Source organism: Rahnella sp. ChDrAdgB13 (assembly GCF_017655185.1).
GTDB lineage: Bacteria > Pseudomonadota > Gammaproteobacteria > Enterobacterales > Enterobacteriaceae > Rahnella > Rahnella contaminans.
Genome location: NZ_JAEMGT010000023.1, coordinates 16,575 through 38,836 on the forward strand (window position 1 = coordinate 16,575; position 22,262 = coordinate 38,836).

The 22,262-nt window shown below is 55.6% G+C and carries 21 protein-coding genes; 15 read left to right on the forward strand and 6 right to left on the reverse strand.

Annotation, left to right across the window (positions count from 1 at the left end; genetic code table 11):
• Positions 1-69: 69 nt before the first annotated feature.
• On the forward strand, positions 70-768 hold the full coding sequence (locus J8X26_RS07685; RefSeq protein ID WP_208950592.1) for an RluA family pseudouridine synthase: 699 nt from the start codon (positions 70-72) through the stop codon (positions 766-768).
• Positions 769-774: 6 nt separating this feature from the next.
• On the opposite strand, the gene J8X26_RS07690 is transcribed toward J8X26_RS07685, so the two are convergent.
• The 4 genes from J8X26_RS07690 to J8X26_RS07705 all read right to left on the reverse strand — a co-directional run bounded on the left by J8X26_RS07690 (position 775) and on the right by J8X26_RS07705 (position 4,920).
• On the reverse strand, positions 775-1,314 hold the full coding sequence (locus tag J8X26_RS07690) for a DUF2058 domain-containing protein (RefSeq protein ID WP_165058002.1): 540 nt from the start codon (positions 1,312-1,314) through the stop codon (positions 775-777).
• Between the two features lie 58 nt (positions 1,315-1,372).
• Entirely contained in the window at positions 1,373-3,301 is a 1,929-nt protein-coding gene (gene dhaR, locus J8X26_RS07695; RefSeq protein ID WP_152326858.1) for a dihydroxyacetone kinase operon transcriptional regulator DhaR, read from the reverse strand.
• Positions 3,302-3,414: 113 nt separating this feature from the next.
• Positions 3,415-4,512, reverse strand: coding sequence for a glycerol dehydrogenase (locus tag J8X26_RS07700; RefSeq protein ID WP_152326857.1), 1,098 nt, complete (start codon positions 4,510-4,512; stop codon positions 3,415-3,417).
• A gap of 183 nt (positions 4,513-4,695) precedes the next feature.
• Complete coding sequence (locus J8X26_RS07705) at positions 4,696-4,920, reverse strand: hypothetical protein (protein ID WP_152326856.1); 225 nt, start codon at positions 4,918-4,920, stop codon at positions 4,696-4,698.
• Positions 4,921-5,102: 182 nt separating this feature from the next.
• On the opposite strand from J8X26_RS07705, the gene dhaK reads away from it, so the two are divergent.
• The 5 genes from dhaK (at position 5,103) to J8X26_RS07730 (ending at position 11,463) form a co-directional block, all read left to right on the forward strand.
• Positions 5,103-6,173 carry a dihydroxyacetone kinase subunit DhaK gene (dhaK, locus tag J8X26_RS07710; RefSeq protein ID WP_152326855.1) on the forward strand — a complete coding sequence of 357 codons (1,071 nt, stop codon included), beginning with the start codon at positions 5,103-5,105 and terminating at the stop codon, positions 6,171-6,173.
• Positions 6,174-6,183: 10 nt separating this feature from the next.
• Positions 6,184-6,816 carry a dihydroxyacetone kinase subunit DhaL gene (dhaL, locus tag J8X26_RS07715; protein ID WP_152326854.1) on the forward strand — a complete coding sequence of 211 codons (633 nt, stop codon included), beginning with the start codon at positions 6,184-6,186 and terminating at the stop codon, positions 6,814-6,816.
• A 10-nt stretch (positions 6,817-6,826) separates the two neighbouring features.
• Positions 6,827-8,266: a dihydroxyacetone kinase phosphoryl donor subunit DhaM gene (gene dhaM / locus J8X26_RS07720; RefSeq protein WP_208950593.1), complete on the forward strand. Its 1,440-nt coding sequence runs from the start codon at positions 6,827-6,829 to the stop codon at positions 8,264-8,266.
• A 77-nt stretch (positions 8,267-8,343) separates the two neighbouring features.
• Positions 8,344-9,918: an AMP nucleosidase gene (locus tag J8X26_RS07725; protein WP_255533945.1), complete on the forward strand. Its 1,575-nt coding sequence runs from the start codon at positions 8,344-8,346 to the stop codon at positions 9,916-9,918.
• A 114-nt stretch (positions 9,919-10,032) separates the two neighbouring features.
• Positions 10,033-11,463 (forward strand): EmmdR/YeeO family multidrug/toxin efflux MATE transporter, encoded by a 1,431-nt coding sequence (locus J8X26_RS07730; RefSeq protein ID WP_165058014.1) that lies wholly within the window; start codon positions 10,033-10,035, stop codon positions 11,461-11,463.
• 9 nt (positions 11,464-11,472) lie between these two features.
• Here J8X26_RS07730 and J8X26_RS07735 read toward each other — a convergent pair whose 3' ends face one another.
• The gene (locus tag J8X26_RS07735; RefSeq protein ID WP_193333178.1) at positions 11,473-12,159 is read right to left on the reverse strand and encodes a response regulator; all 687 of its coding nucleotides are present in this window, start codon (positions 12,157-12,159) and stop codon (positions 11,473-11,475) included.
• Between the two features lie 3 nt (positions 12,160-12,162).
• Positions 12,163-13,791: a sensor histidine kinase gene (locus J8X26_RS07740; protein ID WP_208950594.1), complete on the reverse strand. Its 1,629-nt coding sequence runs from the start codon at positions 13,789-13,791 to the stop codon at positions 12,163-12,165.
• A gap of 375 nt (positions 13,792-14,166) precedes the next feature.
• On the opposite strand from J8X26_RS07740, the gene J8X26_RS07745 reads away from it, so the two are divergent.
• The 9 genes from J8X26_RS07745 to J8X26_RS07785 all read left to right on the forward strand — a co-directional run bounded on the left by J8X26_RS07745 (position 14,167) and on the right by J8X26_RS07785 (position 22,260).
• Positions 14,167-15,531: a 2-hydroxycarboxylate transporter family protein gene (locus J8X26_RS07745; protein ID WP_208950595.1), complete on the forward strand. Its 1,365-nt coding sequence runs from the start codon at positions 14,167-14,169 to the stop codon at positions 15,529-15,531.
• Positions 15,532-15,589: 58 nt separating this feature from the next.
• Complete coding sequence (locus J8X26_RS07750) at positions 15,590-16,459, forward strand: fumarylacetoacetate hydrolase family protein (RefSeq protein ID WP_208950596.1); 870 nt, start codon at positions 15,590-15,592, stop codon at positions 16,457-16,459.
• A 73-nt stretch (positions 16,460-16,532) separates the two neighbouring features.
• Positions 16,533-17,627, forward strand: a complete 1,095-nt coding sequence (gene citC / locus J8X26_RS07755; RefSeq protein WP_208950597.1) for a [citrate (pro-3S)-lyase] ligase — start codon at positions 16,533-16,535, stop codon at positions 17,625-17,627.
• Between the two features lie 15 nt (positions 17,628-17,642).
• The gene (citD, locus tag J8X26_RS07760; RefSeq protein WP_104921538.1) at positions 17,643-17,933 is read left to right on the forward strand and encodes a citrate lyase acyl carrier protein; all 291 of its coding nucleotides are present in this window, start codon (positions 17,643-17,645) and stop codon (positions 17,931-17,933) included.
• Positions 17,930-18,805, forward strand: coding sequence for a citrate (pro-3S)-lyase subunit beta (citE, locus tag J8X26_RS07765; RefSeq protein WP_101075837.1), 876 nt, complete (start codon positions 17,930-17,932; stop codon positions 18,803-18,805). The genes citD and citE overlap by 4 nt, the downstream gene beginning before the upstream one ends.
• 30 nt (positions 18,806-18,835) lie before the next feature.
• A complete protein-coding gene (gene citF / locus J8X26_RS07770) occupies positions 18,836-20,362 on the forward strand; it encodes a citrate lyase subunit alpha (RefSeq protein ID WP_208950598.1) in 1,527 nt (508 codons plus the stop codon).
• Positions 20,362-20,901, forward strand: coding sequence for a citrate lyase holo-[acyl-carrier protein] synthase (gene citX / locus J8X26_RS07775; RefSeq protein ID WP_165058023.1), 540 nt, complete (start codon positions 20,362-20,364; stop codon positions 20,899-20,901). Before citF ends, citX begins: the two co-directional genes overlap by 1 nt.
• On the forward strand, positions 20,879-21,718 hold the full coding sequence (gene citG, locus J8X26_RS07780; protein WP_208950599.1) for a triphosphoribosyl-dephospho-CoA synthase CitG: 840 nt from the start codon (positions 20,879-20,881) through the stop codon (positions 21,716-21,718). The genes citX and citG overlap by 23 nt, the downstream gene beginning before the upstream one ends.
• A complete protein-coding gene (locus J8X26_RS07785) occupies positions 21,715-22,260 on the forward strand; it encodes an alpha/beta hydrolase (protein ID WP_208950600.1) in 546 nt (181 codons plus the stop codon). Before citG ends, J8X26_RS07785 begins: the two co-directional genes overlap by 4 nt.
• Positions 22,261-22,262 lie beyond the last annotated feature (2 nt).

The window sequence follows — 22,262 nt, forward strand, 5'->3', positions numbered from 1 at the left end:
GATCAGCCGGGTCGTCAGCGGGCTGAAAATTGGTTATCATCCGCTCCCACTTTCCCTTCGGTTAGCCTGATGTCCGCGATTATCGATACTTTTGTTGCCCCGCCGTGTCATGACGAAATAGAAATCCTCTTTCAGGACGAGCATCTGGCGCTGATCAATAAACCTGCCGGGTTGCTGAGTCTGTCGGGCAAAAACCCGCAAAACCTCGATTCCGTACATCACCGGCTGGTCAGGATTTTCCCCGGCTGCACGCTGGTGCATCGTCTTGATTTCGGGACTTCCGGGCTGATGGTGATTGCGCGGAATAAGGCGATTAATGCCGCCCTTTGCCAGCAGTTCAGCCAGCGTACGGTCACGAAAGTCTACGTCGCGCTGCTCTGCGGATATGTGGCGGACAATGAAGGGGTGATTGATGCAGCGATTGCTAAAGATCCGGCGCTGTTCCCGCTGATGTCAATTTGCGAAATCAGCGGAAAGCCCGCCCGCTCGCACTATCGGGTGCTTGAGCGCTTTGAGCAAAAACGGGAAGACGGAACGTTACTGCCGCTGACGCGGGTGCAGCTGACCCCGGAAACCGGGCGAACCCATCAGCTGCGCATCCACTGCCAGCAACTGGGCCACCCTATTTTAGGCTGCGATCTGTATGGCGGCCTTCTGCTGCCCGGCACCGAAAAGACACCGCGCTTAATGCTGCACGCGAGTGAACTGAATTTTGTTCACCCGGTCAGCGGAAAACCGGTCAGCGCGCGGTGTAACAGCCCGTTCTGAAGCTGATTACCACATCAGATCATCAGGCACTTTGAAATCAGCGTACGGATCTTCTTCGTCCTGCTCTTCCTGGCTCAGCGTGCTGTTTAAGACGATGCTGCTGGCGTCACGCTGTGCAATTTTATCCGCGACGCTGGCGGGGATAATCGCGTACTGGCTCTCACCATTGCTCTCCGTGACCAGACGCGCAATCGCCAGACGGCCGCTGATCAGCTGAGCCTGCGTTGTCTTATCGACAAAAACCTTTTTAATCAGATTATTATCGGTGAAGTTAAAGCCGATATCGCCTTTAGAAATGTCGATACGGTTCATCTCAATCAGCTGTTTCACCTGCGCTTTATGTTCTTTCGACAAAGCCGCTTGTTTTTGCTGTTCGTTAAGCTGCTTGTCACGCTCAAGCTGGGCTTTTTTGTTTTCTTCCACAGCCGCTCTGGCCTCACGCGACTGAACGCGTGACTTTTTGGCCGTTCTCTGGACTTTATCCATTTTCTTGGAGGTTACCAGTCCCGCTTTCAGCAGCTGCTCTTGTAAGGTGAGTTTTGTCATCTTCGTTTCTAAATCCGTTGAATAATTTCCTGGATTATACCTGCAAATTTAGCCGCAATCAGTTCGAATGACTGCGTTTAAACTGGCTGGCATCGATCTCGTATTGCTTCATTTTCCGCCATAACGTGGTTCGCCCGATGTTTAAAAGCTGAGACATTTCCCGGACACGGCCGCTGGTGACGCGGGCGGCGTGGATAATGGCCTCTTTCTCGATGGAAGAAAACGTGAGGCTGGCTGGCATCAGCGTGGACGGATTCTCGCCCGCCGGACGTTCAGAAAACAAGTATTCCGGCAGATGACTCAGGCGGATACGGCCATTTTCACTGCTGATGGCGATATTTTCGATAACGCTGTTAAGCTCAAAATCATTGCCCGGCCAGGAGTACGCCACCAGCTGTGCCAGCGCGTCGTCATCAACTTTCAGTTTCGACGTAAAGCGTTTTTCAAGGCTGTGCAGCCGGTTATGTACCAGCGACGGAATGCTGCTGCGCCTCGCCCGCAGCGGCGGGATGACAATCTCAAAAGAATGCAGCGCGTAATAAAGCTGACGGCTGAAGCGGTTTTGTTCGACCAGCGCGGAAAGATCCACCGTCGTCGTGGCAATCACTTTGACGTTCACCGGGATCAGCCGCCGCGCGTCCAGCCGCGTCAGGACACCCTGCTTGATCACCTGCAACAAACCCGACTGTAACTCCGGCGCCAGATACTCAATTTTTTCCAGAAATAACGTGCCGCCGTTGGCCAGTTCCAGACGGCTGAGCCGCCCTTTAGCATCATCGGTGGGCGCATTGCCCATGAAATCCTGCCCCAGCGCGCTGTCGGCATAAAGCTGACAGTTCACCGCAATATACGGGCCGCCGGCGCATTCGCTTTCATTGTGAATGGCCTGACTGAGCAGCTCTTTGCCCACGCCCTCTTCCCCGCATAACAGCACCGGAAAACTGCCCCGCGCTGCCTGCCGCCCGAAATGAATTAACCGGCGCGATTCCTGATCGTCGGCGGACATCTGCTCAAACGTGTAGCTGACTTTGCCGAGCTGGCTGGTCATCAGCTGACGCATCTGTTCCACAGGATGCAGCAGCATAATAAAGCTGATGCCCTGCTCTTCAACGATCGGTTTAAGGGTAATCACGGCGTCGATAAACTGATGCTGGCTCTCGAACGTCACTTCGGTGTGGTTAAGCCCGCGTGCGTGTTTGATGGCGCGGCGCAACAACGCGGGCAGCGTCACCAGCTCGCTGAGATTTTTCCCCTGGCTGACCTGCGCATCCAGATGCAAAAGCGTCGCGGCCTGAACATTCAGAAACTGCAAAACGCCCTGCTCGTTCCACGCCATTACTCCATCGTCCATGCTTTCCAGCAGACCGTACATCTGATTAAGATGCCGGTTGGATTCCGCCAGCAGGCTGTCGGTGATAAGTGAATTGCCTACTTCGCGCGCGACCGCCAGCGTCAGGGACAAATCAGACGACGCCTGCTGCTCATTGAGGCAGCAAAGGGAAATCGAACCCGAAAGCCGCCCGTGGTTATCAAACACCGGCGTGGTACTGAACGACCACGGGTGAAGCGCCTGTTTAAAATGCTGAGCGCCATGGGTTCTGACCGGCTGCCCGAGCAGCGCCGCCAGCGATAACGCGCAGCTTCCGATAATACTTTCGGCACAATAACTGCCTGCCAGAAAGCCTAAACCGGCCAGCTGCGACAGCGTGTATGGGTCACCGCAGCAGCAGAGAATACAGGCCGATTCATCCAGAATCAGCAGCGCGCAGGGCCGGTTGTCCATGTATTCCCAGGCATCTTCCAGCGCTGCCTGGCCGATAGTCAGCAGCGTAGTTTTGCGACGGCAAATCGATTCAAACGTCAGCCCCTGCGCCTGATGCGGCGGCTGCCAGGTTTCGCGCTGCATAAACCGGTCGCAGCGTTGCCATGACCGCGCAATAAGCGAAGAGACTTCTTCTTTTTCCACATCCTGTTCCCGGCTTGTCATAACCTTTTCCGTTTTATGTGTCATAAAAAACCCCTCTGATGCGCATTTATCGCCGAGTCAGAGGGGAAACGTTATGCCGCAGATGAACGGTCAGATCAGTTATTCGCGGCGACTCAGCGCGCCAGCCACTGTTGCCCCAGTTTATCTGCGGTCACGATAGCGGCGTAAACGCTGTCCGGCGAAACCGGGAAAGGCATGTTGTGAATGGTTTCCCCTTCCGCACAGGTCGCCTGCGCCACCGCCATAATCTTCGCTTCAATCCCCTCTTTCACGCCCATTTCGCCCAGCGTCACCGGTAACCCGACCTTGTGGCAAAAACCGAGAACGGTTTCGATTTCGTCCATCGGGCTGTTTTGCAGCACCAGTTGCGACAATGTGCCAAACGCCACTTTTTCGCCGTGATAAAGATGATGGCACTCTTCAAGAATTGTGAATCCGTTATGGATTGCGTGCGCCGCTGCCAGCCCGCTGCTTTCAAAACCGATGCCACTAAGATAGGTATTGGCTTCAACAATACGTTCCAGCGCCTCAGTGACCACGCCGGCATCGCAGGCCAGCCGGGCTTTTTCGCCTTCCGCCAGCAGCGTATCGAAGCACAAACGCGCCAGGCTGAGCGCCGCCACCGTGGATTGGCCGCCCGCCATGCTGGTGGCGCGGGAGTCATAACAGGCTTTGGCTTCAAACCAGGTCGACAGCGCATCGCCCATTCCGGCGACCAGCAAACGCACCGGCGCTTTCGCGATAATCGTGGTATCCATCACCACCATGTCGGGGTTTTTCGGGTAAACCAGATACTCTTCAAACTCACCCGCTTCGGTGTAAATCACGGACAGTGCGCTGGTCGGCGCATCCGTTGACGCAATCGTCGGCACAACAATCACCGGCAATTTCTGGTAATAGCCGATGGCTTTTGCCGTATCCAGCGTTTTGCCGCCGCCGATACCGACCACACCCTGACATCCCTTTTGTTTCAGGATGGCAATCAGGCGCTTAATTTCGGCGTGGCTGCATTCACCTTTAAAGCGTTCCGCGTGGCTGCTGACGCCGTAATCGTGCAGGCCGTTAATCACTTTGTCCCCGGCGAGCTTCATCACGAAGTCGTCAGCAATCACGAAATAGCTCTCCGCCAGATTTTTAGCGTATTGCCCGAATGACGCAGACGCGTCAGCGCCCTGAAGATATTTGGCCGGAGATTGAATTACTTTCAGCATTGTTTTCGCCCTCAGATAGTCCATGTTTGCAGAATGTCGCCGGTTCACGTTCCGCTCTGCTTTCAATAACCTGCGGCGCGAAATGTTGTCCCGACGTGATGCAATCACTCTAGGGCTCGCGAAACACAAATAAATCTTTCGCGTTTATGTTCTGATTTGAAACCTTGTGAAAAACAATGCGTTTCATAATGAAACGTAAAGCCATAAAAACAGTGCGGATTGCGATCGCTGTCTGCCGTTTTCTTCAAAATCATTCACCACAGCAAAACAACGAAACAGCCTGTCGTGCTGAGAATCGCAGTCCAGGCGCAAAAAACTGTCTGTCGTGGTTCTATCTTTGCCGTGAATGGCCGTCAGAAAATAGCGCTGCGTCCCAGTTTCGGTTTTTTCCTTTCCAAAACGTTCCATTCAGAAACAAAAACCTCTGATTCATGTTCCGTATTGGAACTCATTTTTCCGAAATTCTTTTTGCCGCTAACTCATCCAGAATCACTCTACCGGCCAGGTGACAATGACCGGTAACCCTACGCACGATGACTGCCACCGCCTATAAGGGGCAGCTTCAGATAACCTCCGACGGAGTACGAATAATGAAAAAGCTCATTAACCGTGTAGAAGATGTGCTGAGTGAACAATTGAGCGGGCTGGCAAAGGCTCACCCGGAACTGACACTTCACCAGGATCCTGTTTATGTCACCCGCGCCGATGCGCCCGTGGCCGGAAAAGTGGCGTTGCTTTCCGGTGGCGGGAGCGGTCACGAACCGATGCACTGCGGTTTTATCGGCCACGGAATGTTGTCTGGCGCCTGCCCCGGTGAAATCTTCACCTCGCCGACGCCGGACAAAATGTTCGAATGCGCCATGCATATCGACGGCGGCGAAGGCGTTCTGCTGATCATCAAAAACTACACCGGCGACATTCTTAATTTCGAAACTGCCACTGAACTGCTGCACGAAAGCGGCGTAAAAGTCTCCACTGTGGTGGTGGATGATGATGTCGCGGTAAAAGACAGCCTGTACACCGCCGGACGCCGCGGCGTAGCCAATACCGTGCTTATCGAGAAACTGGTGGGTGCCGCTGCTGAACGCGGTGATTCGCTGGAGGCCTGCGCCGTACTGGGTCGAAAACTCAATAACCTCGGTCATTCCATTGGCATCGCACTCGGTGCCTGCACCGTGCCTGCCGCCGGACAACCCTCTTTCACGCTCAAAGATGACGAAATGGAATTCGGCGTCGGTATTCACGGCGAACCGGGCATCGACCGCCGCCGCTTCAGTTCGCTCGATCAGACCGTGGATGAAATGTTCGACACGCTGCTGGAAAACGGCACTTACAGCCGCACGCTGCGCCAGTGGGATACCGCGCAAGGCAGCTGGCAGGATGTCCAGCAAGGTAAACAGGCGCTGGGCAACGGAGACCGCGTGATTGCGCTGGTCAATAATCTGGGTGCGACCCCGCTGTCTGAACTTTATGGTGTTTATAACCGCCTCGAACAACGCTGCCAGCAAACCGGTATCACCATCGAACGCAACCTGGTTGGCGCGTACTGCACGTCTCTGGATATGGCAGGATTTTCCATCACGCTGCTGAAAGTCGATAACGACACGCTCGCATTATGGGATGCGCCGGTCCATACCCCCGGCCTGAACTGGGGAAAATAAGGAGCAACACATGTCACTGAACAGAACGCAAATCGTCAACTGGCTCTACCGCTGCGGGGATATTTTCACCAAGGAAAGTGACTTTCTGACCGGGCTGGATAAGGAAATAGGCGACGCCGATCACGGCCTGAACATGCACCGGGGGTTCAGCAAAGTGGTAGAAAAACTGCCGTCTATTGCCGACAAAGACATTGGTTTTATTCTCAAAAACACCGGCATGACGCTGCTGTCCAACGTCGGCGGTGCCAGCGGCCCGCTGCTCGGGACGTTCTTTATCCGCGCCGCGACGGTAACGCAGGCGCACCAAAGCCTGACGCTGGAAGAACTGTGCGAGATGATCCGCGAAGGTGCAGAAGGCGTCATCAGCCGCGGCAAGGCCGAGCCCGGCGATAAAACCATGTGCGACGTCTGGCTGCCGGTGGTCGATTCACTGCGTCAGTCAAGCGGGCAGCATTTGTCTGTCAGCGCCGCGCTGGATGCGGCCAGTGAACGGGCCGAAGCCGCCGCGCATGCCACCATCACCATGCAGGCGCGCAAAGGTCGCGCCAGCTATCTGGGCGAGCGCAGCATCGGCCATCAGGATCCGGGTGCCACCTCGGTGATGTTCATGATTCAGATGCTGGCAGCGGCAGCCAAAGAGTAAGGAAAACGCGATGGTAAACCTGGTGATCGTTTCTCATAGTGCCCAACTGGGCAATGGCGTTGGAGAACTGGCGCGGCAGATGTTATCGGGCGATGGCTGCAAACTGGCCATCGCTGCGGGCATTGACGATGTGGATAATCCGATTGGCACGGACCCGATCAAGGTGATGGAAGCCATTGAGTCCGTCGCCGATACCGATCATGTGCTGGTGATGATGGACATTGGCAGCGCGCTGCTCAGTGCAGAAACTGCGCTGGATTTACTCGATCCGGCAATTGCCGCCAAAGTCCGGCTGTGCGCAGCACCGCTGGTCGAAGGAACCCTGGCCGCCACGGTCAGCGCGGCGGCCGGTGCTGGTATCGACAAAGTGATTAACGACGCGATGAACGCCCTGGAGGCAAAACGCGTACAACTGGGTTTACCGCCGCACACACCGCCATCGCCGGTGGTGGCCTCTTTTGCCGATGATCGTGACGTGCGGTCGGCGTCGGTGATGATCAGAAATCCTAACGGTTTGCATGTGCGCCCTGCCTCGCGTCTGGTTGCCGTGCTTTCCGGCTTTGATGCCGAACTGGTTCTGGAGAAAGACGGAAAACGGGCAACGCCGGACAACATCAACCAGATTGCCCTGTTGCAGGTGCGTTGCAATGACCCGCTGACTTTGCTGGCACGCGGACCCCAGGCAGACGCTGCGCTGGCCGCATTTACCGCGCTGGCAGCCGAAGATTTTGGCGAAAGCGCGGAGATCGCGAAAGCAGAAACCCCTGCGCCTGCACCTCTTCTTACCCGCGTGGAGGGCAGCGCCGTGTTGTGGGATTTACCGCATCAGCTTCCCGGCCTGCAACCCTGCACGGACGTCTTGCAGGAACAGCGCAATTTAATGCGCGCCATCGAACTGACGCTGGATGACCTGAACGTGCTCACCGTCATGGCCGAAGAAAAATACTCCGCCGATATTGCCGCCATATTTTCCGGCCATCACATGCTGCTCGATGATGCAGATTTGTATGAAGAAGCGTGCCGGATCATCAGCGAGAAATATTGCAGCGCCTCGTGGGCGTGGGATTCGGTCATGACCGAGCTGAGTAAACAATACCGACAGCTCAACGACAGCTATTTACAGGCGCGTTATATCGATATCGAAGATTTGCGAAACCGCACGCTGGCGCATCTGGCAGGCAAATCCGTCGCGCAACCGGCCATCAGCTGGCCTGCGATTCTTATCGCCGACGACATTTTCCCTTCAACGGTTTTGCAGCTCGATGCGCAGCAGATAAAAGGCATTTGCCTTCGCGCGGGAAGCGATGTTTCCCACAGCGCGATTATTGCCCGCGAGGCCGGTATCGCGTTTCTCTGCCAGCAATATGACGCGCTGAAAAATATTATTCCCGGCGACGGGCTGACGCTCGATATGGCGCAAAAACGCGTGATCCGCCCGCAGGCCGGGTAAACACCGTCGAAAACTTTGCATCTTGCCCGCCGGGAAACTGGCGGGCTTCTCCGGTTCAGATTCTGGCGTTTCCTTTCATGCTCACTTCATGCGCTCATAAAATCATCATCCGGCCGCCGCGCTCCAATAAAACATTGGCGGCTCCGGCCAGACAAGCCATATTTAGAAAGAATGATGATGAACGAAGCACAAAGGAAAAACGTATGGATAACAAATCCCTCACCTCCGCACAGGCGATTGATAAGCTCGAGGAGATGTATAACAACTCTGTTGCCGCCCTGCGGGATGCGATTAAAGATTTCATCGTTCAGGGTAAGCTGCCGGATGTTGCGGCCAGAGCTGCCGGGCTGTTTGTTTACCCGGAATTACGCGTCAGCTGGGACGGCGTCACGCCTGCGAAAAACCCGACCCGCGCCTATGGACGTTTTTCACATCCCGGGCGTTATGCCAATACCATCACCCATCCCGAACTGTTCCGCGATTACCTGCTGGAACAGCTTTCCCTGCTCGAAGAAGAATATGACGCGCTGATTGAAGTCGTGCCGTCACAACAGGAAATCCCCTATTCCTACGTGATCGACGGTTCAGATCTGATGCTGGATCGCTCAATGAGTGCCGGGCTGGCAAAACATTTCCCGACCACCGAACTTTCGCAGATTGGCGATGAAACCGCGGACGGCCTGCAGTATCCCGGCGATACTTTCCCGCTTTCGCATTTTAATGCGCTGCGCGCCGACTTCTCGCTGGCTCGTCTGCGCCATTACACGGGCACGCTGATCGAGCATTTCCAGCCTTATGTGTTATTCACCAACTACACCCGTTATGTCGATGAGTTCGTGAGCTGGGCGTGCGCGCAAATCGCCGACCCTGAAAGCCCGTATGAAGCGCTGGCTTGCGCAGGCAGCGTATTTATCACCGCTGAGACGCAAAATCCGGAGCAAGCCGTTTCTGATCTGGCGTGGAAAAAACACCAGATGCCCGCCTATCACCTGATTGCCCGCGACGGTGCAGGCATTACGCTGGTCAATATTGGCGTTGGCCCGGCGAATGCAAAAACCATCTGCGACCACCTTGCCGTGCTGCGTCCGCACGTCTGGCTGATGATTGGTCACTGCGGCGGGCTGCGCGAAACGCAGTCTATCGGCGACTACGTGCTGGCACACGCTTATTTGCGTGACGACCATGTTCTCGACGCCGTGTTACCGCCGGACATCCCGATCCCAAGCATCGCCGAAGTGCAGCGCGCGCTGTATGACGCCACAAAAATGATGAGCGGCATGCCGGGCGAAGAAGTCAAACAACGTCTGCGTACCGGCACCGTGGTGACGACCGACGACCGGAACTGGGAACTGCGTTATGCGGCGTCTGCGCTGCGGTTTAACCTCAGCCGCGCCGTGGCCGTTGATATGGAAAGCGCCACCATTGCCGCGCAAGGCTACCGCTTCCGTGTGCCATACGGCACGTTGTTGTGCGTTTCTGATAAGCCTTTGCACGGCGAAATCAAGCTGCCGGGACAGGCTAATAAATTTTACGAAGGCGCTATCTCGGAACATCTGCAAATCGGCATCTGCGCCATCGACCTGCTGCGCGCCGAGGGCGATCATCTGCATTCACGCAAATTACGTACCTTTAACGAACCGCCTTTCCGTTAATTCTTTTTTAACAATTTAATTAGAGCTTTGGATGAAAAAGACTTTGCATAATGCGAAGTCTTTTACCATCATAAATTAAAACGCTGTTCTACTTTCTGCCACCCTGGAATTCTCTTGCAAAACGTCATCGTCTCTTTGCGCAAAGCCATCGAGCGCACGCCCTGGTATCCGAAACGGCGTTCATACCGTACGTTGTTCTGGCGTGAAATAACGCCCCTCGCAGTACCAATTTTCTTTGAGAATGCCTGCGTTCTGTTAATGGGCGTGTTGAGCACGTTCCTCGTCAGCTGGCTGGGTAAAGAAGCGATGGCCGGTGTCGGGCTGGCCGACAGTTTTAACATGGTGGTCATCTCTTTCTTCGCCGCGGTCGATCTGGGAACCACCGTTGTCGTTGCATTCAGCCTGGGCAAACTTGACCACGAACGCGCCCGCGCGGCCGCCCGCCAGTCACTGGCGATCATGACCGTTTTCGCCGTGCTTCTGGCGGTGCTGCTTCAGTTTTCCGGGCATGTCATTATCGACATGATTGCCGGTAACGCTGAACCTGAAGTGAAAGAAATGGCACTTTCTTATCTTCAGATGAGCAGCTGGAGTTATCCGGCCGCTGCCATTGCGCTGATCGGTTCCGGTGCCCTGCGCGGTGCCGGTAATACCAAGATCCCGATGCTGCTCAACGGCGGCATGAACATCCTCAATCTGGTCATCAGCAGCGTGCTCATTTACGGCTGCTTCGGCTGGCAGGGTTTCGGCTTTATCGGTGCCGGTCTGGGGCTGACGATTTCCCGTTATATCGGTGCCGTGGCGGTCATTTTTGTCCTGATGATCGGCTTTAACCCGTCGCTGAAAATCTCCCTCAAAAGTTACTTTCTGCCACTCAATACCAACATTCTGCGCGAAGTGCTGGGCATCGGTATTCCGGCCAGTATTGAATCCGTACTGTTCAACGGCGGCAAATTACTGACGCAGGTGTTTGTGGCGGGCATGGGCACCAACGTGATTGCCGGTAACTTCATCGCCTTCTCGATTGCCGCCCTGATTAACCTGCCGGGGAACGCCTTAGGGTCGGCCTCAACGATTATTGTCGGCACCCGTCTGGGCAAAGGGCAAATCGCCCAGTCCGAACGCCAGCTGCGGCATATTTTCTGGTTATCGACTTTCGGGCTTTGCGTGCTGGCCTTTATGTCTGTGCCGTTCGCCGGGCTTCTGGCGCGGTTCTACACCAATGAACAGGACGTTATCGACGTCGTAAAAATCCTGATCTGGCTGAACGCCGCCTTTATGCCATTCTGGGCCGCCTCCTGGGTGTTGCCTGCCGGGCTGAAAGGCGCGCGCGATGCCCGTTTCACCATGTACGTTTCCATGGTCGGCATGTGGGGCTGTCGCATCGTAGTAGGCTACTTCCTCGGTATCGTGCTTAATTTCGGCGTCGTGGGTATCTGGCTCGGGATGTTCCTCGACTGGATCGTACGCGGTATCTTTTTCTACTGGCGTATGGCGAGCGGCCGCTGGTTGTGGAAATACCCGAGAGAGAAAAAAACGCAATAAAGCCCTGCGTTACGCCCGCCGGTACATCCGGCGGGGATGCCCGATTTTTCCGTACAGCATTTCCACCCGCAAATCCCCTTTCTGAACGCAATGCTCGAGATACCGGCGGGCGGTGGTTTTGCTTAACTTCGTTTCACTGACCACTTCATCGACCGAATAACAGCGCCCGGCATCCTGTATAAAAATCGCTTCTACCAGATTCAGCGTGTTCTCTTCGATGCCTTTGTTTCCGGCCCTGGGCGTGAAGTCTTTGGCCTGTAGCTGATAGAGACTGTCGACGTTTTGCTGATCGACCACTTTCCACGCCCGCTGCGTCTGGCTGAACTGAATGAACCGTTCCAGCGATTGTTGCAGACGGTTCCAGGACACCGGTTTGAGGATGTAATCAAACGCGCCAGAACGAATCGCCTGACTGCATGTGTTCATGTCGCTGGCCGCCGTGATAAAAATCACCGAGCAATTCGTTTTCTTCAGCACATCATTTTCAAGCAGGGAAATCCCCTGTCCGTCCGGCAAATAGTTATCCAGCAGCAACAGCTGCGGCCGCTTTTCCTCAATCAGCATCTTCGCTTCCCGCAGCGTGGAGGCCATCCCCACCAGCCGCAGCCAGCGGTGATTATCGATAAGCTCGGCGTAAAGCTGCGCCAGCTGGTTTTCATCTTCCACAATCATTACGTCAATCATTTCAGCTTGAATCATTTATGCTTTTCCCGTTGTTCCGGTTGAATGGACCGGCAGCCCGTCAGGTATGAAGACAGAGAAAACAGAACCTGTCGGGGAGTTATCAGAAACTTCAATGGTGCCACCCGCGTGGCTGACATAGCTGGCAACCAGATGCAGCCCCAGCCCGTGATCCCCTTCCCGTTTGGACGTCACACCGAGCGAGAAAATCTGCTCGCGCCGCTCCGGTGCAATACCGACGCCCTGATCGGCGACTTCGATCACCAGATCCGCGCGGGCGGAAACGATGTATACCTCAACCGGCCCGGCATTTTCGCCGCGCAGCAGGGTGGCTTCGATGGCGTTATCCAGCAGGTTACCGATAACCGACATCAGCTCTGTTTCACTCAGCGTCGGAGGCAAATGCGTTAATTCACACGCCGGATCGAAGGCCAGTTCTACGCCCTTTTCACGCGCACGCGCATATTTCCCCAGCAGCAATCCGCACAGTCTGGGCGAACAAAACCGCGCCGAGACAAAATCCAGCAGTTCCTGCGCACTTTCCGATTGCGCTTCGATATACCGGATCGCCTCATCGTAACGACCCATGTGTAACAGCCCGGCCAGCGTTGCCGTCCAGTTCAGCTGCTCATGGCGCATCACCCGCAGGTTATCGGCGTAGCGCTGCACCTGACTGAGCTGAATGCTCAGGCGATCGATGTCGCTGCAATCCCGGAAGGTAATCACCCAGCCCTGAAGCTGGTCTTCCAGCATGATCCGCACACGGCTGGCGACCACTGTCAGGTTGTTGAACAGGCAGATTTCATCGTGAATATCTTTCTCCAGCATGACCTGACGATCAAAAAAGCTGACCGGCACAATCACCTCTTCCAGCGGTTTTCCGCGCAGTTCCCGCGAGGGTGTGTCCAGATTCAGCAGTTTTTTCGCCGCCTGATTAATCACGGCAATACGCGACTGCCCGTCAATGGCGATCACGCCTTCATAAATGGATTCCATCAGCGCTTTTTGCTGACGAACCAGCAGACCGATTTCGCGTGGCTCCAGCGAAAACATCTGCTTTTTAATCGAGCGCGAGAAAAACCACGAGAAGGTAAACAGCGCCAGCAGGAGCGTCGCGGCGGCCACCAGAATACGGATGGCTTTCTCGACGGTCAGCGTATTAATGTGGCTGGTCAGATATCCCACAGAGACGATGCCGATGACGTGGCCCTGCGCATTTAAAATCGGCGCTTTGCTGCGCAGCGACAGGCCGATACCGCCGAGGCGCACAGTGGTGCTGCTTTTACCCGCCAGCACATCGACGTTGTCGTCGCCGACCAGCGCCTTACCCACGCGGTCGGCATAAATGGAATGGAAAAGATGCATCGCTTTTCCGTCACCAATCACCATATAACTCGCGTCACTGTGCGCGGATATATTCCTCATCAGTCTGTTAATTGCAGAAACATCCTTATTTTCCACTGCGGTAATTAACGACGGTATAAGTGCAATTTCTTCTGCCTGTACTTTTGCACGCACACCCATATCTTCATATAACTGACGTTCAATATCGTGATAGTAATAAACACCCACTATTGAAAACAGCGTGACGAATAAAACCACAAGATAAATAAAAAGCTTTATCTGGAAAGAGGGTCGAAACTGCATCGTGACATCCGTTATAAAGAGCGCTGAGATAATTATTAACAGTGACGGCACTTTATCATCCGGGGCTATTTCTGTCAGATGGGAAAATCAAAGTTGCGAGGCACACCGCAGAACAACCGCAGGCGCAGCAAGCCCCCTGCGGCTGATAGCAAAGTTCACAACAGTTATTTCACCATAAATTAACAGTAATATTATAATTACAAATAACACCATAAAAACCACAGAAAAACATATTAAGCAAAACCCTAAGAATTAATTAAAACCATAAAAACCTTTCACTCCTTTAAAATATCGGTGTTAACTTGCGGGACTTCACATAATACCGGTTATTATCTCTCTTACACTCCCTGCACAAATTGACACAGGGGATTCATCATGAGTACAACCGACAACACTTATTCTGTTCCCGCAGGTTCAGTGCCTGCAAAACAGCTCTCATTAAAAGATAAATGGTGGCACATTCTCGACACCTGGAAAATTGGCATTATTCCTTTACCACTGTTTGTGATGGCCGGTGTGCTGATTGCCATCGACTGTCTGGACGGCAAACTGCCGAGCGATATCGTGGTGATGGTGGCGACGTTAGCGTTCTTCGGCTTTGCCTGCGGCGAGTTCGGTAAACGTCTGCCGTTCATCGGCAAAATGGGCGCCGCGGCGATTTGCGCGACCTTCATTCCCTCCGCACTGGTGTATTACGGCCTGCTGCCGGACGTCGTGGTCGAATCCACCACGAAATTCTACAAAAGCACCAACATCCTTTATCTCTACATCTGCTGCATTATTGTCGGCAGCATCATGAGCATGGATCGCAAAGTGCTCATTCAGGGCTTCATGCGTATTTTCTTCCCGATGTTGTGCGGTGAAGTGGTCGGCATGCTGGTCGGGATGGGCGTGGGTCTGGCACTGGGCATGGAACCTTTCCAGATCTTCTTCTTCCTGATCCTGCCGATTATGGCCGGGGGTGTAGGTGAAGGCGCGATCCCGCTGTCTATCGGCTACGCCACGTTGCTGCATATGGATCAGGGCGTGGCGCTGGGCCGCATTCTGCCTATCGTGATGCTCGGCGGCCTGACCGCCATTGTTATCTCGGGCTCACTCAATCAGCTCGGTAAACGTTATCCGCATCTTACCGGCGAAGGCCAGCTGATGCCTTCCGCCAAAAATGCCACCGCAGATAAAAGCGCGCTGTCGGCAACCAGCGGTAAAACCGATGTCACCACCATTGCCGCAGGCGCCCTGCTGGCGGTTCTGCTGTACATGGTCGGCATGCTGTTACACAAACTGATTGGCCTGCCTGCCCCGGTCGGCATGTTGTTTGCCGCGGTCGCGCTCAAGCTGGCGCACGGCGTCTCACCTCGCCTGCTTGAAGGTTCGCAGGTGGTGTACAAATTCTTCCAGACCTCCGTGACCTACCCGATTCTGTTTGCCGTGGGCGTGGCTATCACACCGTGGAACGAACTGGTCGCCGCGTTCACTATTTCAAATCTGCTGGTCATCGTCAGCACCGTCGCCGCGCTGGTTGCCACCGGCTTCTTCGTGGGCAAGAAAATCGGTATGCACCCGATTGATGTCGCCATCGTGTCCTGCTGCCAGAGCGGTCAGGGCGGCACCGGTGACGTCGCCATTCTGACGGCGGGCAACCGTATGCAACTGATGCCTTTCGCACAAATCGCGACCCGCATCGGCGGCGCGATCAACGTTTCGGTAGCACTGCTGGTTCTGGGGAATTTCCTGGTCTGACAGCGTTATCCGGCAAGCACGATTGTGATTTTTGATTGATTCAATTCAGGACATATTTATGAAACTGGCAAGTTATCTCTATCAGGGGCGCAAGTCCTACGGCATCGCAACGCAGAGCGGCATGATCGACCTTGGCCGCCTTCTCGGCCAGCGTTATCCCGACCTCAAGGCTCTGCTGGCGGGCGACGCACTGTCACAGGCGCAGGAACTGGCCAGCCGACCGGCAGATCTGAGCTTTGACGACCTGACGTTTTTGCCGGTTATTCAGAATCCGGAAAAAATTCTCTGCGTCGGCATGAATTACGCTGAAAAACGCAAAGAGTTCGATCAGCACAATCCGGCACCGACGCTGTTTGTCCGCTTTGCTGACTCACAAACCGGCCACGCCTCCCCGATCATCAAACCCAGCCGTTCGGTTGAGTTTGATTACGAAGGCGAACTGGCCGTCATCATCGGGTCAGCGGGCGAAAATATTTCCCGCGAAAACGCCCTTTCCCACGTTGCCGGTTACAGCTGTTACATGGACGGTTCCGCCCGCGACTGGCAGCACACCTGGTTTACCGCCGGTAAAAACTGGCGGCAGACCGGTGCCTTTGGCCCGTGGATGACCACGGCGGATGAAATTCCTGATCCGCATGCGCTGGCAATCCGCACCTGGCTGAACGGCAATATGGTTCAGGACGACAACACCCGCAGCATGATCCACAAGGTTGCCGAGCTGATTGAGTACATCAGTACCTTTACCTCACTGAGCGCAGGCGACGTGATCATCACCGGTTCTCCGGGCGGCGTGGGCAAGAAACGCGTACCGCCGCTGTTTATGAAACCCGGCGACCGCATTGAAGTGGAAATCGAAAAAATCGGTCATCTCAGCAACGTCATTGTTGCCGCGGACCGTCAGGTGAGCCATGCACCTGCCGCCCATTAACGTGTTAAACGCCGGGCTTCGTGCCCGGCATGCTCCGTTTTATTTGAACAATACCCGATATCAGGAATGCATTATGTTCAGCCGTGACGAACCCGACTTTCACGTCATCACCACCAGCCAGGCACCTCAGGGCTTGCTGGCCGATATCCGCGCCCTGCTGCATCAAAGCCAGCTGGGCATGGATGATGATATCGAGTATTTCGTGGTGGCCCTTTCCGGCAGACGGCTGATCGGATGTGCAGGTCTGGTCAGTAACACCATCAAATGCGTGGCAGTGGCGGCTGACTGGCGCGGCGAAAATCTCAGCGCCAGATTGCTCAGTGAAGTCGAAAACTTTGCCGTTCAGCGCGGCAAACTCCATCTGTTTCTCTACACCCGTCCAGGCAATCTGGAACGCTTTCGCGGTTGCGGATTTTATCCGCTGGTGCAGTGGGACAACGTCGCGGTGCTGATGGAAAACACGCCGGTCGGCATCAGCCAATATTGCCGCGCCCTGAAGCGCCATTATCACGAAGGTCAGCGCGTTGGCGCGGTAGTGATGAATGCCAATCCGTTTACGCTCGGCCATCGTTATCTGGCGGAACAGGCGGCGGCGACGTGCGACTGGCTGCACGTGTTTGTGGTCAGCGAAGACGTGTCGTATTTCCCGTTTCAGGAACGGCTGGAAATGGTGCGTCAGGGCGTCGCCGATTTACCGAATGTTACGGTTCACGCCGGTTCTGAATACATGATTTCACGCGCCACGTTTCCCGGTTATTTCCTTAAAGATGCCGGGCTGGTGAACCAGACCTGGAGCGTGATGGATCTGCTGATTTTCCGCCAGTACATCGCCCCGGCGCTGGGTATAACGCATCGTTTTGTCGGCAGCGAGCCCTTCTGCCCGGTCACGCATCAGTACAACTGCGACATGCACGACTGGCTGGAAACGCCCTCACGTTCGGCCTCAAAACCGCTGACCGTTATTGAACTGCCGCGTAAACGCCATGCCGGTGGCATCGCGATTTCAGCCTCTGAAGTCCGCGCATTGCTGAAAACCTGTCAGTTACCGCGCATCCGCGACATTGTTCCGCCCAGCACGTATACGCATCTTGAACACCATTATTGCGCTGAGGCGCCCGCCGAAACGGCGCGCAGCGATGAACTTATTATTTCTACCACTCTTTGTTAAAGCAGGAAAAAACGAATGAAAATTGTGAAGGAGGCGCTGGCAGGTACGGTTGAATCCAGCGATTTGCTGGTAAAAATCGCCCCGGCCAGCGAGCTGAGCGTGGTGATCAACAGCGAAGTGATCAAGCAGTTTGGCGACCAGATCCGCCGCGTTGTGAACGAAACGCTGGAAGCCCTTGGCGTGAAAGAAGGCTTACTGATTATTGAAGATAAAGGCGCGCTCGATTGCGTTATCCGCGCCCGCGTGCAAAGCGCGGTACTGCGTGCAGCACAGGAAGAAAATATTCACTGGGAGACGTTACGATGAAAAAACTCCGCCGCAGCATGCTGTTCCTGCCGGGGGCCAGTGCCGCCATGTTATCCACGGCATTTATCTATCGTCCTGATTCCATCATGTTTGATCTGGAAGACGCGGTTTCCCTGCGCGAAAAAGATACCGCCCGCATTCTGGTGTTCCACGCCCTGCAACACCCGATGTACAAGGATATCGAAACCGTCGTGCGCATTAATCAGCTCAGCACGCCGTTTGGTTTGAAGGACCTGGAAGCCGTGGTACGCGCCGGTGTGGACGTGGTTCGTCTGCCGAAAACCGATACGCCGGAAGATATTTTCGAGCTCGAAGCGCACATCGAACGCATCGAAAAAGACTGCGGGCGTGAAGTCGGTTCCACCAAAGTCATGGCCGCCATCGAATCGGCTATTGGCGTCATCAACGCCGTCGCCATTGCCCGCTGTTCGCCGCGTCTGATTGGCATCGCGCTGGCCGCTTTCGACTATGTGATGGACATGCAAACTGAGCGCGGTGATGGCACTGAGCTGTTCTACGCCCGATGCGCCGTGCTGCACGCCGCGCGCGCCGCCGGTATCGACGCCTTTGATGTGGTGTATTCCGATATCAACGATGAAGCCGGTTTCCTGCGTGAAGTCGAGCTTATCCGCAAAATGGGTTTCAACGGCAAATCCCTGATTAACCCGCGCCAGATTGAGTTGCTGCACAACGCTTACGCGCCGACGCAGGAAGACGTGGATTACGCGCGTCGCGTTATCGCCGCCGCAGAAGAAGGCGAGCGCAAAGGCCTCGGCGTAATTTCGCTCAACGGCAAGATGATCGATGGCCCGATCATCAACCACGCACAAGTGGTGCTTGAACGCGCCAGCGCCTCCGGTGTGCGTCGCTAGCCCTCAATTTTGCACAGGAATATGAAGAGAATGAGCCATTTAACAGAAATGTTGCACAGCCAATATCCCGGCATGAAGCATCTGGTTGCTTTCGACGGAGCACACCGCACCACGCCGTATCTTTCTGATCCCGATGCCCGTCTGCATCGTAAATTATGTGATTCGCTGGAACAGGCGATCGCCCGCAGCGGGCTGAAAGACGGCATGACTATCTCCTTCCACCACGCTTTTCGCGAAGGCGATCAGGTGATTAATAATGTCGTCGGCACGCTGGCACGTCTGGGTTTCAAAAATCTGACGCTGGCGTCCAGTTCCCTGATGACCTGCAACGACGTGCTGATCGAACACATTCGCAACGGCGTGATCACCCGCATTTATACCTCGGGGATGCGCGGCAAACTGGCCGATGCCATTTCGCACGGCCTGATGGAGGAACCGGTCCAGATCCACTCTCACGGTGGCCGGGTCAAACTTTTGCAGGACGGCGAGCTGAATATTGACGTCGCCTTTTTAGGCGTTCCTTGCAGTGATGAATTCGGTAATGCCAACGGTACGCACGGCAAATCCTGCTGCGGTTCGCTGGGCTATGCGATGGTGGATGCGCAGTTCGCCAAAACCGTCGTGCTGCTGACCGAAGAACTGGTGCCCTTCCCTAACATGCCCGCCAGCCTGGTGCAGGATCAGGTGGATTACATCGTGAAAGTCGATCAGGTCGGCGACCCGGCGAAAATCAGCGTGGGCGCAGCTCGCGTCACCAGTAACCCGCGCGAGCTGATGATTGCCCGCACGGCAGCCGAAGTCATTGAATATTCTGGCTATTTCAAATCCGGCTTTTCAATGCAAACCGGTTCCGGCGCGGCGGCAACGGCCTGTACCCGTTTCATGGAAGAAAAGATGGAACGTAACCAGATCACCGCGCGTTTTGCCCTCGGCGGCATCACCGGCAGTCTGGTGGATTTGCACGAAAAAGGATTGATCGAAACGCTGCTGGATACGCAATGCTTCGACGGTCAGGCCGCGTCATCGCTGGGCCGCAATCCGCAGCACATTGAAATTTCCACCAATGTTTACGCCAATCCGGGGGCCAAAGCCGCAAGCTGCGATCAGCTGGATATCGTCATTCTGAGCGCACTGGAGATCGACACCGATTTTAATGTGAACGTGATTACCGGTTCCGACGGCGTGATGCGCGGCGCATCGGGCGGCCATTGCGACGTCGCCAGCGCCGCCAACCTGACGATTGTGGTCGCGCCACTTCTGCGCAGCCGCATTCCGACCGTCGTGCGCCGTGTCACAACCCGCGTCACACCGGGCGAAAGCATCGATGTGCTGGTCACTGACCACGGGATCGCCGTCAATCCGGCACGTCCTGAAATCCGCCAGCGGCTCGAAGAAGCCGGCATGAAAATCATGGATATCGAAACGTTGTATCAGCGTGCCATATCCCTGACCGGCGAACCGAAGCCGATTGAGTTTACGCAGCGCGTCGTGGGCGTGATCCGTTACCGCGACGGCAGCGTGATTGACGTCGTTCATCAGGTCAAAGAGGACGCATAATGACGATTTTGACGCCTGCAAATGCAGGCGTCAGTCTGGAGGATTTGCTGGCGGCAAAGGAACAGCGTGCGCAGCGGCAAACCGACTGGCTGACACAATTCCCACACACCCTGATTTCTCTCACGCTGGTTACGCCCGGCGCGGTGAAAGATAGCGTGAGTTATCGCCAGGTTATGCGCGAAGCGTTGGGCGCGGCGGAAACACTGCTGTTACAACGTGGCTGGGCGGTGCTCAAACACGCAGTATTCTGGTTGCCGACCGGCGCGGAAGCGTTCTGGAGCATTGAGCACCCGGCGCCGGAAGTGAAAGCGGCTACCGTCGCGCTTGAGCAATCACATGCGCTTGGGCGTTTATGGGATTTCGATGTGATCTGCCCCGAGGCTGGCGTTGTAGGCCGCCGGTCGCTGGATAATGCCAGCCGCCGGTGTCTTATCTGTGACGGCCCCGCCCACGCCTGCGCGCGTTCGCGTCGGCATCCGTTGCCCGACGTGATCGCCAAAGTGGAGGCGCTGATTGATGGCTGGCATCGCACTCATTGAGCCGCAGGTTTGTACCGACATCGCCACCCTGGCGGCCGACGCGCTCCGCCAGGAAGTCTGGCTGACGCCTAAACCCGGTCTGGTGGACAGCGCCAATAACGGTTCACACAGTGACATGGATTTGCCGATGTTTTTGCGCAGCATCGGTGCGATTACGCCGTGGTTGCATCAGTTTTACCGGCTCGGCCAGCAGGATACCGCGCAACCGGCCACGGCAATGCTGATGCGGATCCGCCCTGCCGGCCTGGCCTGTGAGCAGGCGATGTTCGGCGCAACAAACGGCATAAATACGCACAAAGGCGGCATTTTTTCTTTGGGAATTTTGTGTACGGCGGCAGGCCGGATCAGCGCCCGTCAGCAACTGCTGACCCGCACGGCGTTATGCGCCGAAGTGGCCGCGCTCACGCAAGGGCTGGTGGAACGGGAATTACAACATTGCCGCCAGCCGGTGACCGCAGGAGAACGGTTGTTTCAGGCGCACGGCATGACCGGCGCGCGCGGCGAAGTGCAGAGCGGATTCGTGACGTTGCGTCGCCATGTTTTTCCTTACTGGCAGACAGAAACCCAGCCTGAACGCCGTGGTCTGAACGCCCTGCTGCGTCTGATGGCGTTTAACCCGGATACGAATCTGGTGTCCCGCGGCGGGCTGAGCGGGCTGCATTTTGTTCAGGATTATGCCCGCAAGTTGCTGAAAAGCGGCTGGCAAAAAGAGGATTTACAGGAGATGGATCAGGCGCTGATTTCCCGGCATCTCAGCCCCGGCGGCAGTGCCGATTTGCTGGCAATCGCGACCGTACTGATGGCTTTCCCGCAATGAATGAGAATTCAAACATCACGCGGATGCTGGTTCCCGGTTTACGCGACAGCGAAGCCGGACACTGGCAAAGCCGCTGGCATGAACAAAATCCGCAGTGGCTGCGGGTGAAACAGCGCAACTGGGCGCAGGTGGATCTCGAAGGTTGGATCACCGCTATCGACCGCGAGCAGAAGCTGGCGAAAAACCCGTTGCTGCTGATTGGCCACAGTTTTGGCGCGCTCGCCAGTCTGGTGTGGGCGAACCGCAATCCGCCGCTTTGCGCAGGTGTGATGCTGGTCGCCCCCGCAGAACCGATGCGTTTTGGTCTGGACGATGACATTTTACCTGAGCCGCTGGCGGTTCCCGGTCTGCTGGTCGCCAGCCATACGGATCCGTTATTGCCTTTTATCCGCGCACAGTTCTGGGCGCAGGCGTGGGGCTGCGAGCTGGTGGATATCGGCGAGGCCGGGCATATCAATGTGGAATCGGGTTTCGGAGAATGGCCGTGGGGGCAGGCAAAACTGGAAGAGTTTGCCGCGCGACTGTCGGCAAACTCCCGTTGAAA

Excerpts from the sequence above, each read along its gene's own strand:
- J8X26_RS07685 (WP_208950592.1), top strand. The coding sequence starts at position 70 with ATGTCCGCGATTATCGATACTTTTGTTGCCCCGCCGTGTCATGACGAA.
- J8X26_RS07690 (WP_165058002.1), bottom strand. The coding sequence starts at position 1,314 with ATGACAAAACTCACCTTACAAGAGCAGCTGCTGAAAGCGGGACTGGTA.
- dhaR (WP_152326858.1), bottom strand. The coding sequence starts at position 3,301 with ATGACAAGCCGGGAACAGGATGTGGAAAAAGAAGAAGTCTCTTCGCTT.
- J8X26_RS07700 (WP_152326857.1), bottom strand. The coding sequence starts at position 4,512 with ATGCTGAAAGTAATTCAATCTCCGGCCAAATATCTTCAGGGCGCTGAC.
- J8X26_RS07705 (WP_152326856.1), bottom strand. The coding sequence starts at position 4,920 with ATGGAACGTTTTGGAAAGGAAAAAACCGAAACTGGGACGCAGCGCTAT.
- dhaK (WP_152326855.1), top strand. The coding sequence starts at position 5,103 with ATGAAAAAGCTCATTAACCGTGTAGAAGATGTGCTGAGTGAACAATTG.
- dhaL (WP_152326854.1), top strand. The coding sequence starts at position 6,184 with ATGTCACTGAACAGAACGCAAATCGTCAACTGGCTCTACCGCTGCGGG.
- dhaM (WP_208950593.1), top strand. The coding sequence starts at position 6,827 with ATGGTAAACCTGGTGATCGTTTCTCATAGTGCCCAACTGGGCAATGGC.
- J8X26_RS07725 (WP_255533945.1), top strand. The coding sequence starts at position 8,344 with ATGCTCACTTCATGCGCTCATAAAATCATCATCCGGCCGCCGCGCTCC.
- J8X26_RS07740 (WP_208950594.1), bottom strand. The coding sequence starts at position 13,791 with ATGCAGTTTCGACCCTCTTTCCAGATAAAGCTTTTTATTTATCTTGTG.
- J8X26_RS07745 (WP_208950595.1), top strand. The coding sequence starts at position 14,167 with ATGAGTACAACCGACAACACTTATTCTGTTCCCGCAGGTTCAGTGCCT.
- J8X26_RS07750 (WP_208950596.1), top strand. The coding sequence starts at position 15,590 with ATGAAACTGGCAAGTTATCTCTATCAGGGGCGCAAGTCCTACGGCATC.
- citC (WP_208950597.1), top strand. The coding sequence starts at position 16,533 with ATGTTCAGCCGTGACGAACCCGACTTTCACGTCATCACCACCAGCCAG.
- citD (WP_104921538.1), top strand. The coding sequence starts at position 17,643 with ATGAAAATTGTGAAGGAGGCGCTGGCAGGTACGGTTGAATCCAGCGAT.
- citE (WP_101075837.1), top strand. The coding sequence starts at position 17,930 with ATGAAAAAACTCCGCCGCAGCATGCTGTTCCTGCCGGGGGCCAGTGCC.
- citF (WP_208950598.1), top strand. The coding sequence starts at position 18,836 with ATGAGCCATTTAACAGAAATGTTGCACAGCCAATATCCCGGCATGAAG.
- citX (WP_165058023.1), top strand. The coding sequence starts at position 20,362 with ATGACGATTTTGACGCCTGCAAATGCAGGCGTCAGTCTGGAGGATTTG.
- citG (WP_208950599.1), top strand. The coding sequence starts at position 20,879 with ATGGCTGGCATCGCACTCATTGAGCCGCAGGTTTGTACCGACATCGCC.
- J8X26_RS07785 (WP_208950600.1), top strand. The coding sequence starts at position 21,715 with ATGAATGAGAATTCAAACATCACGCGGATGCTGGTTCCCGGTTTACGC.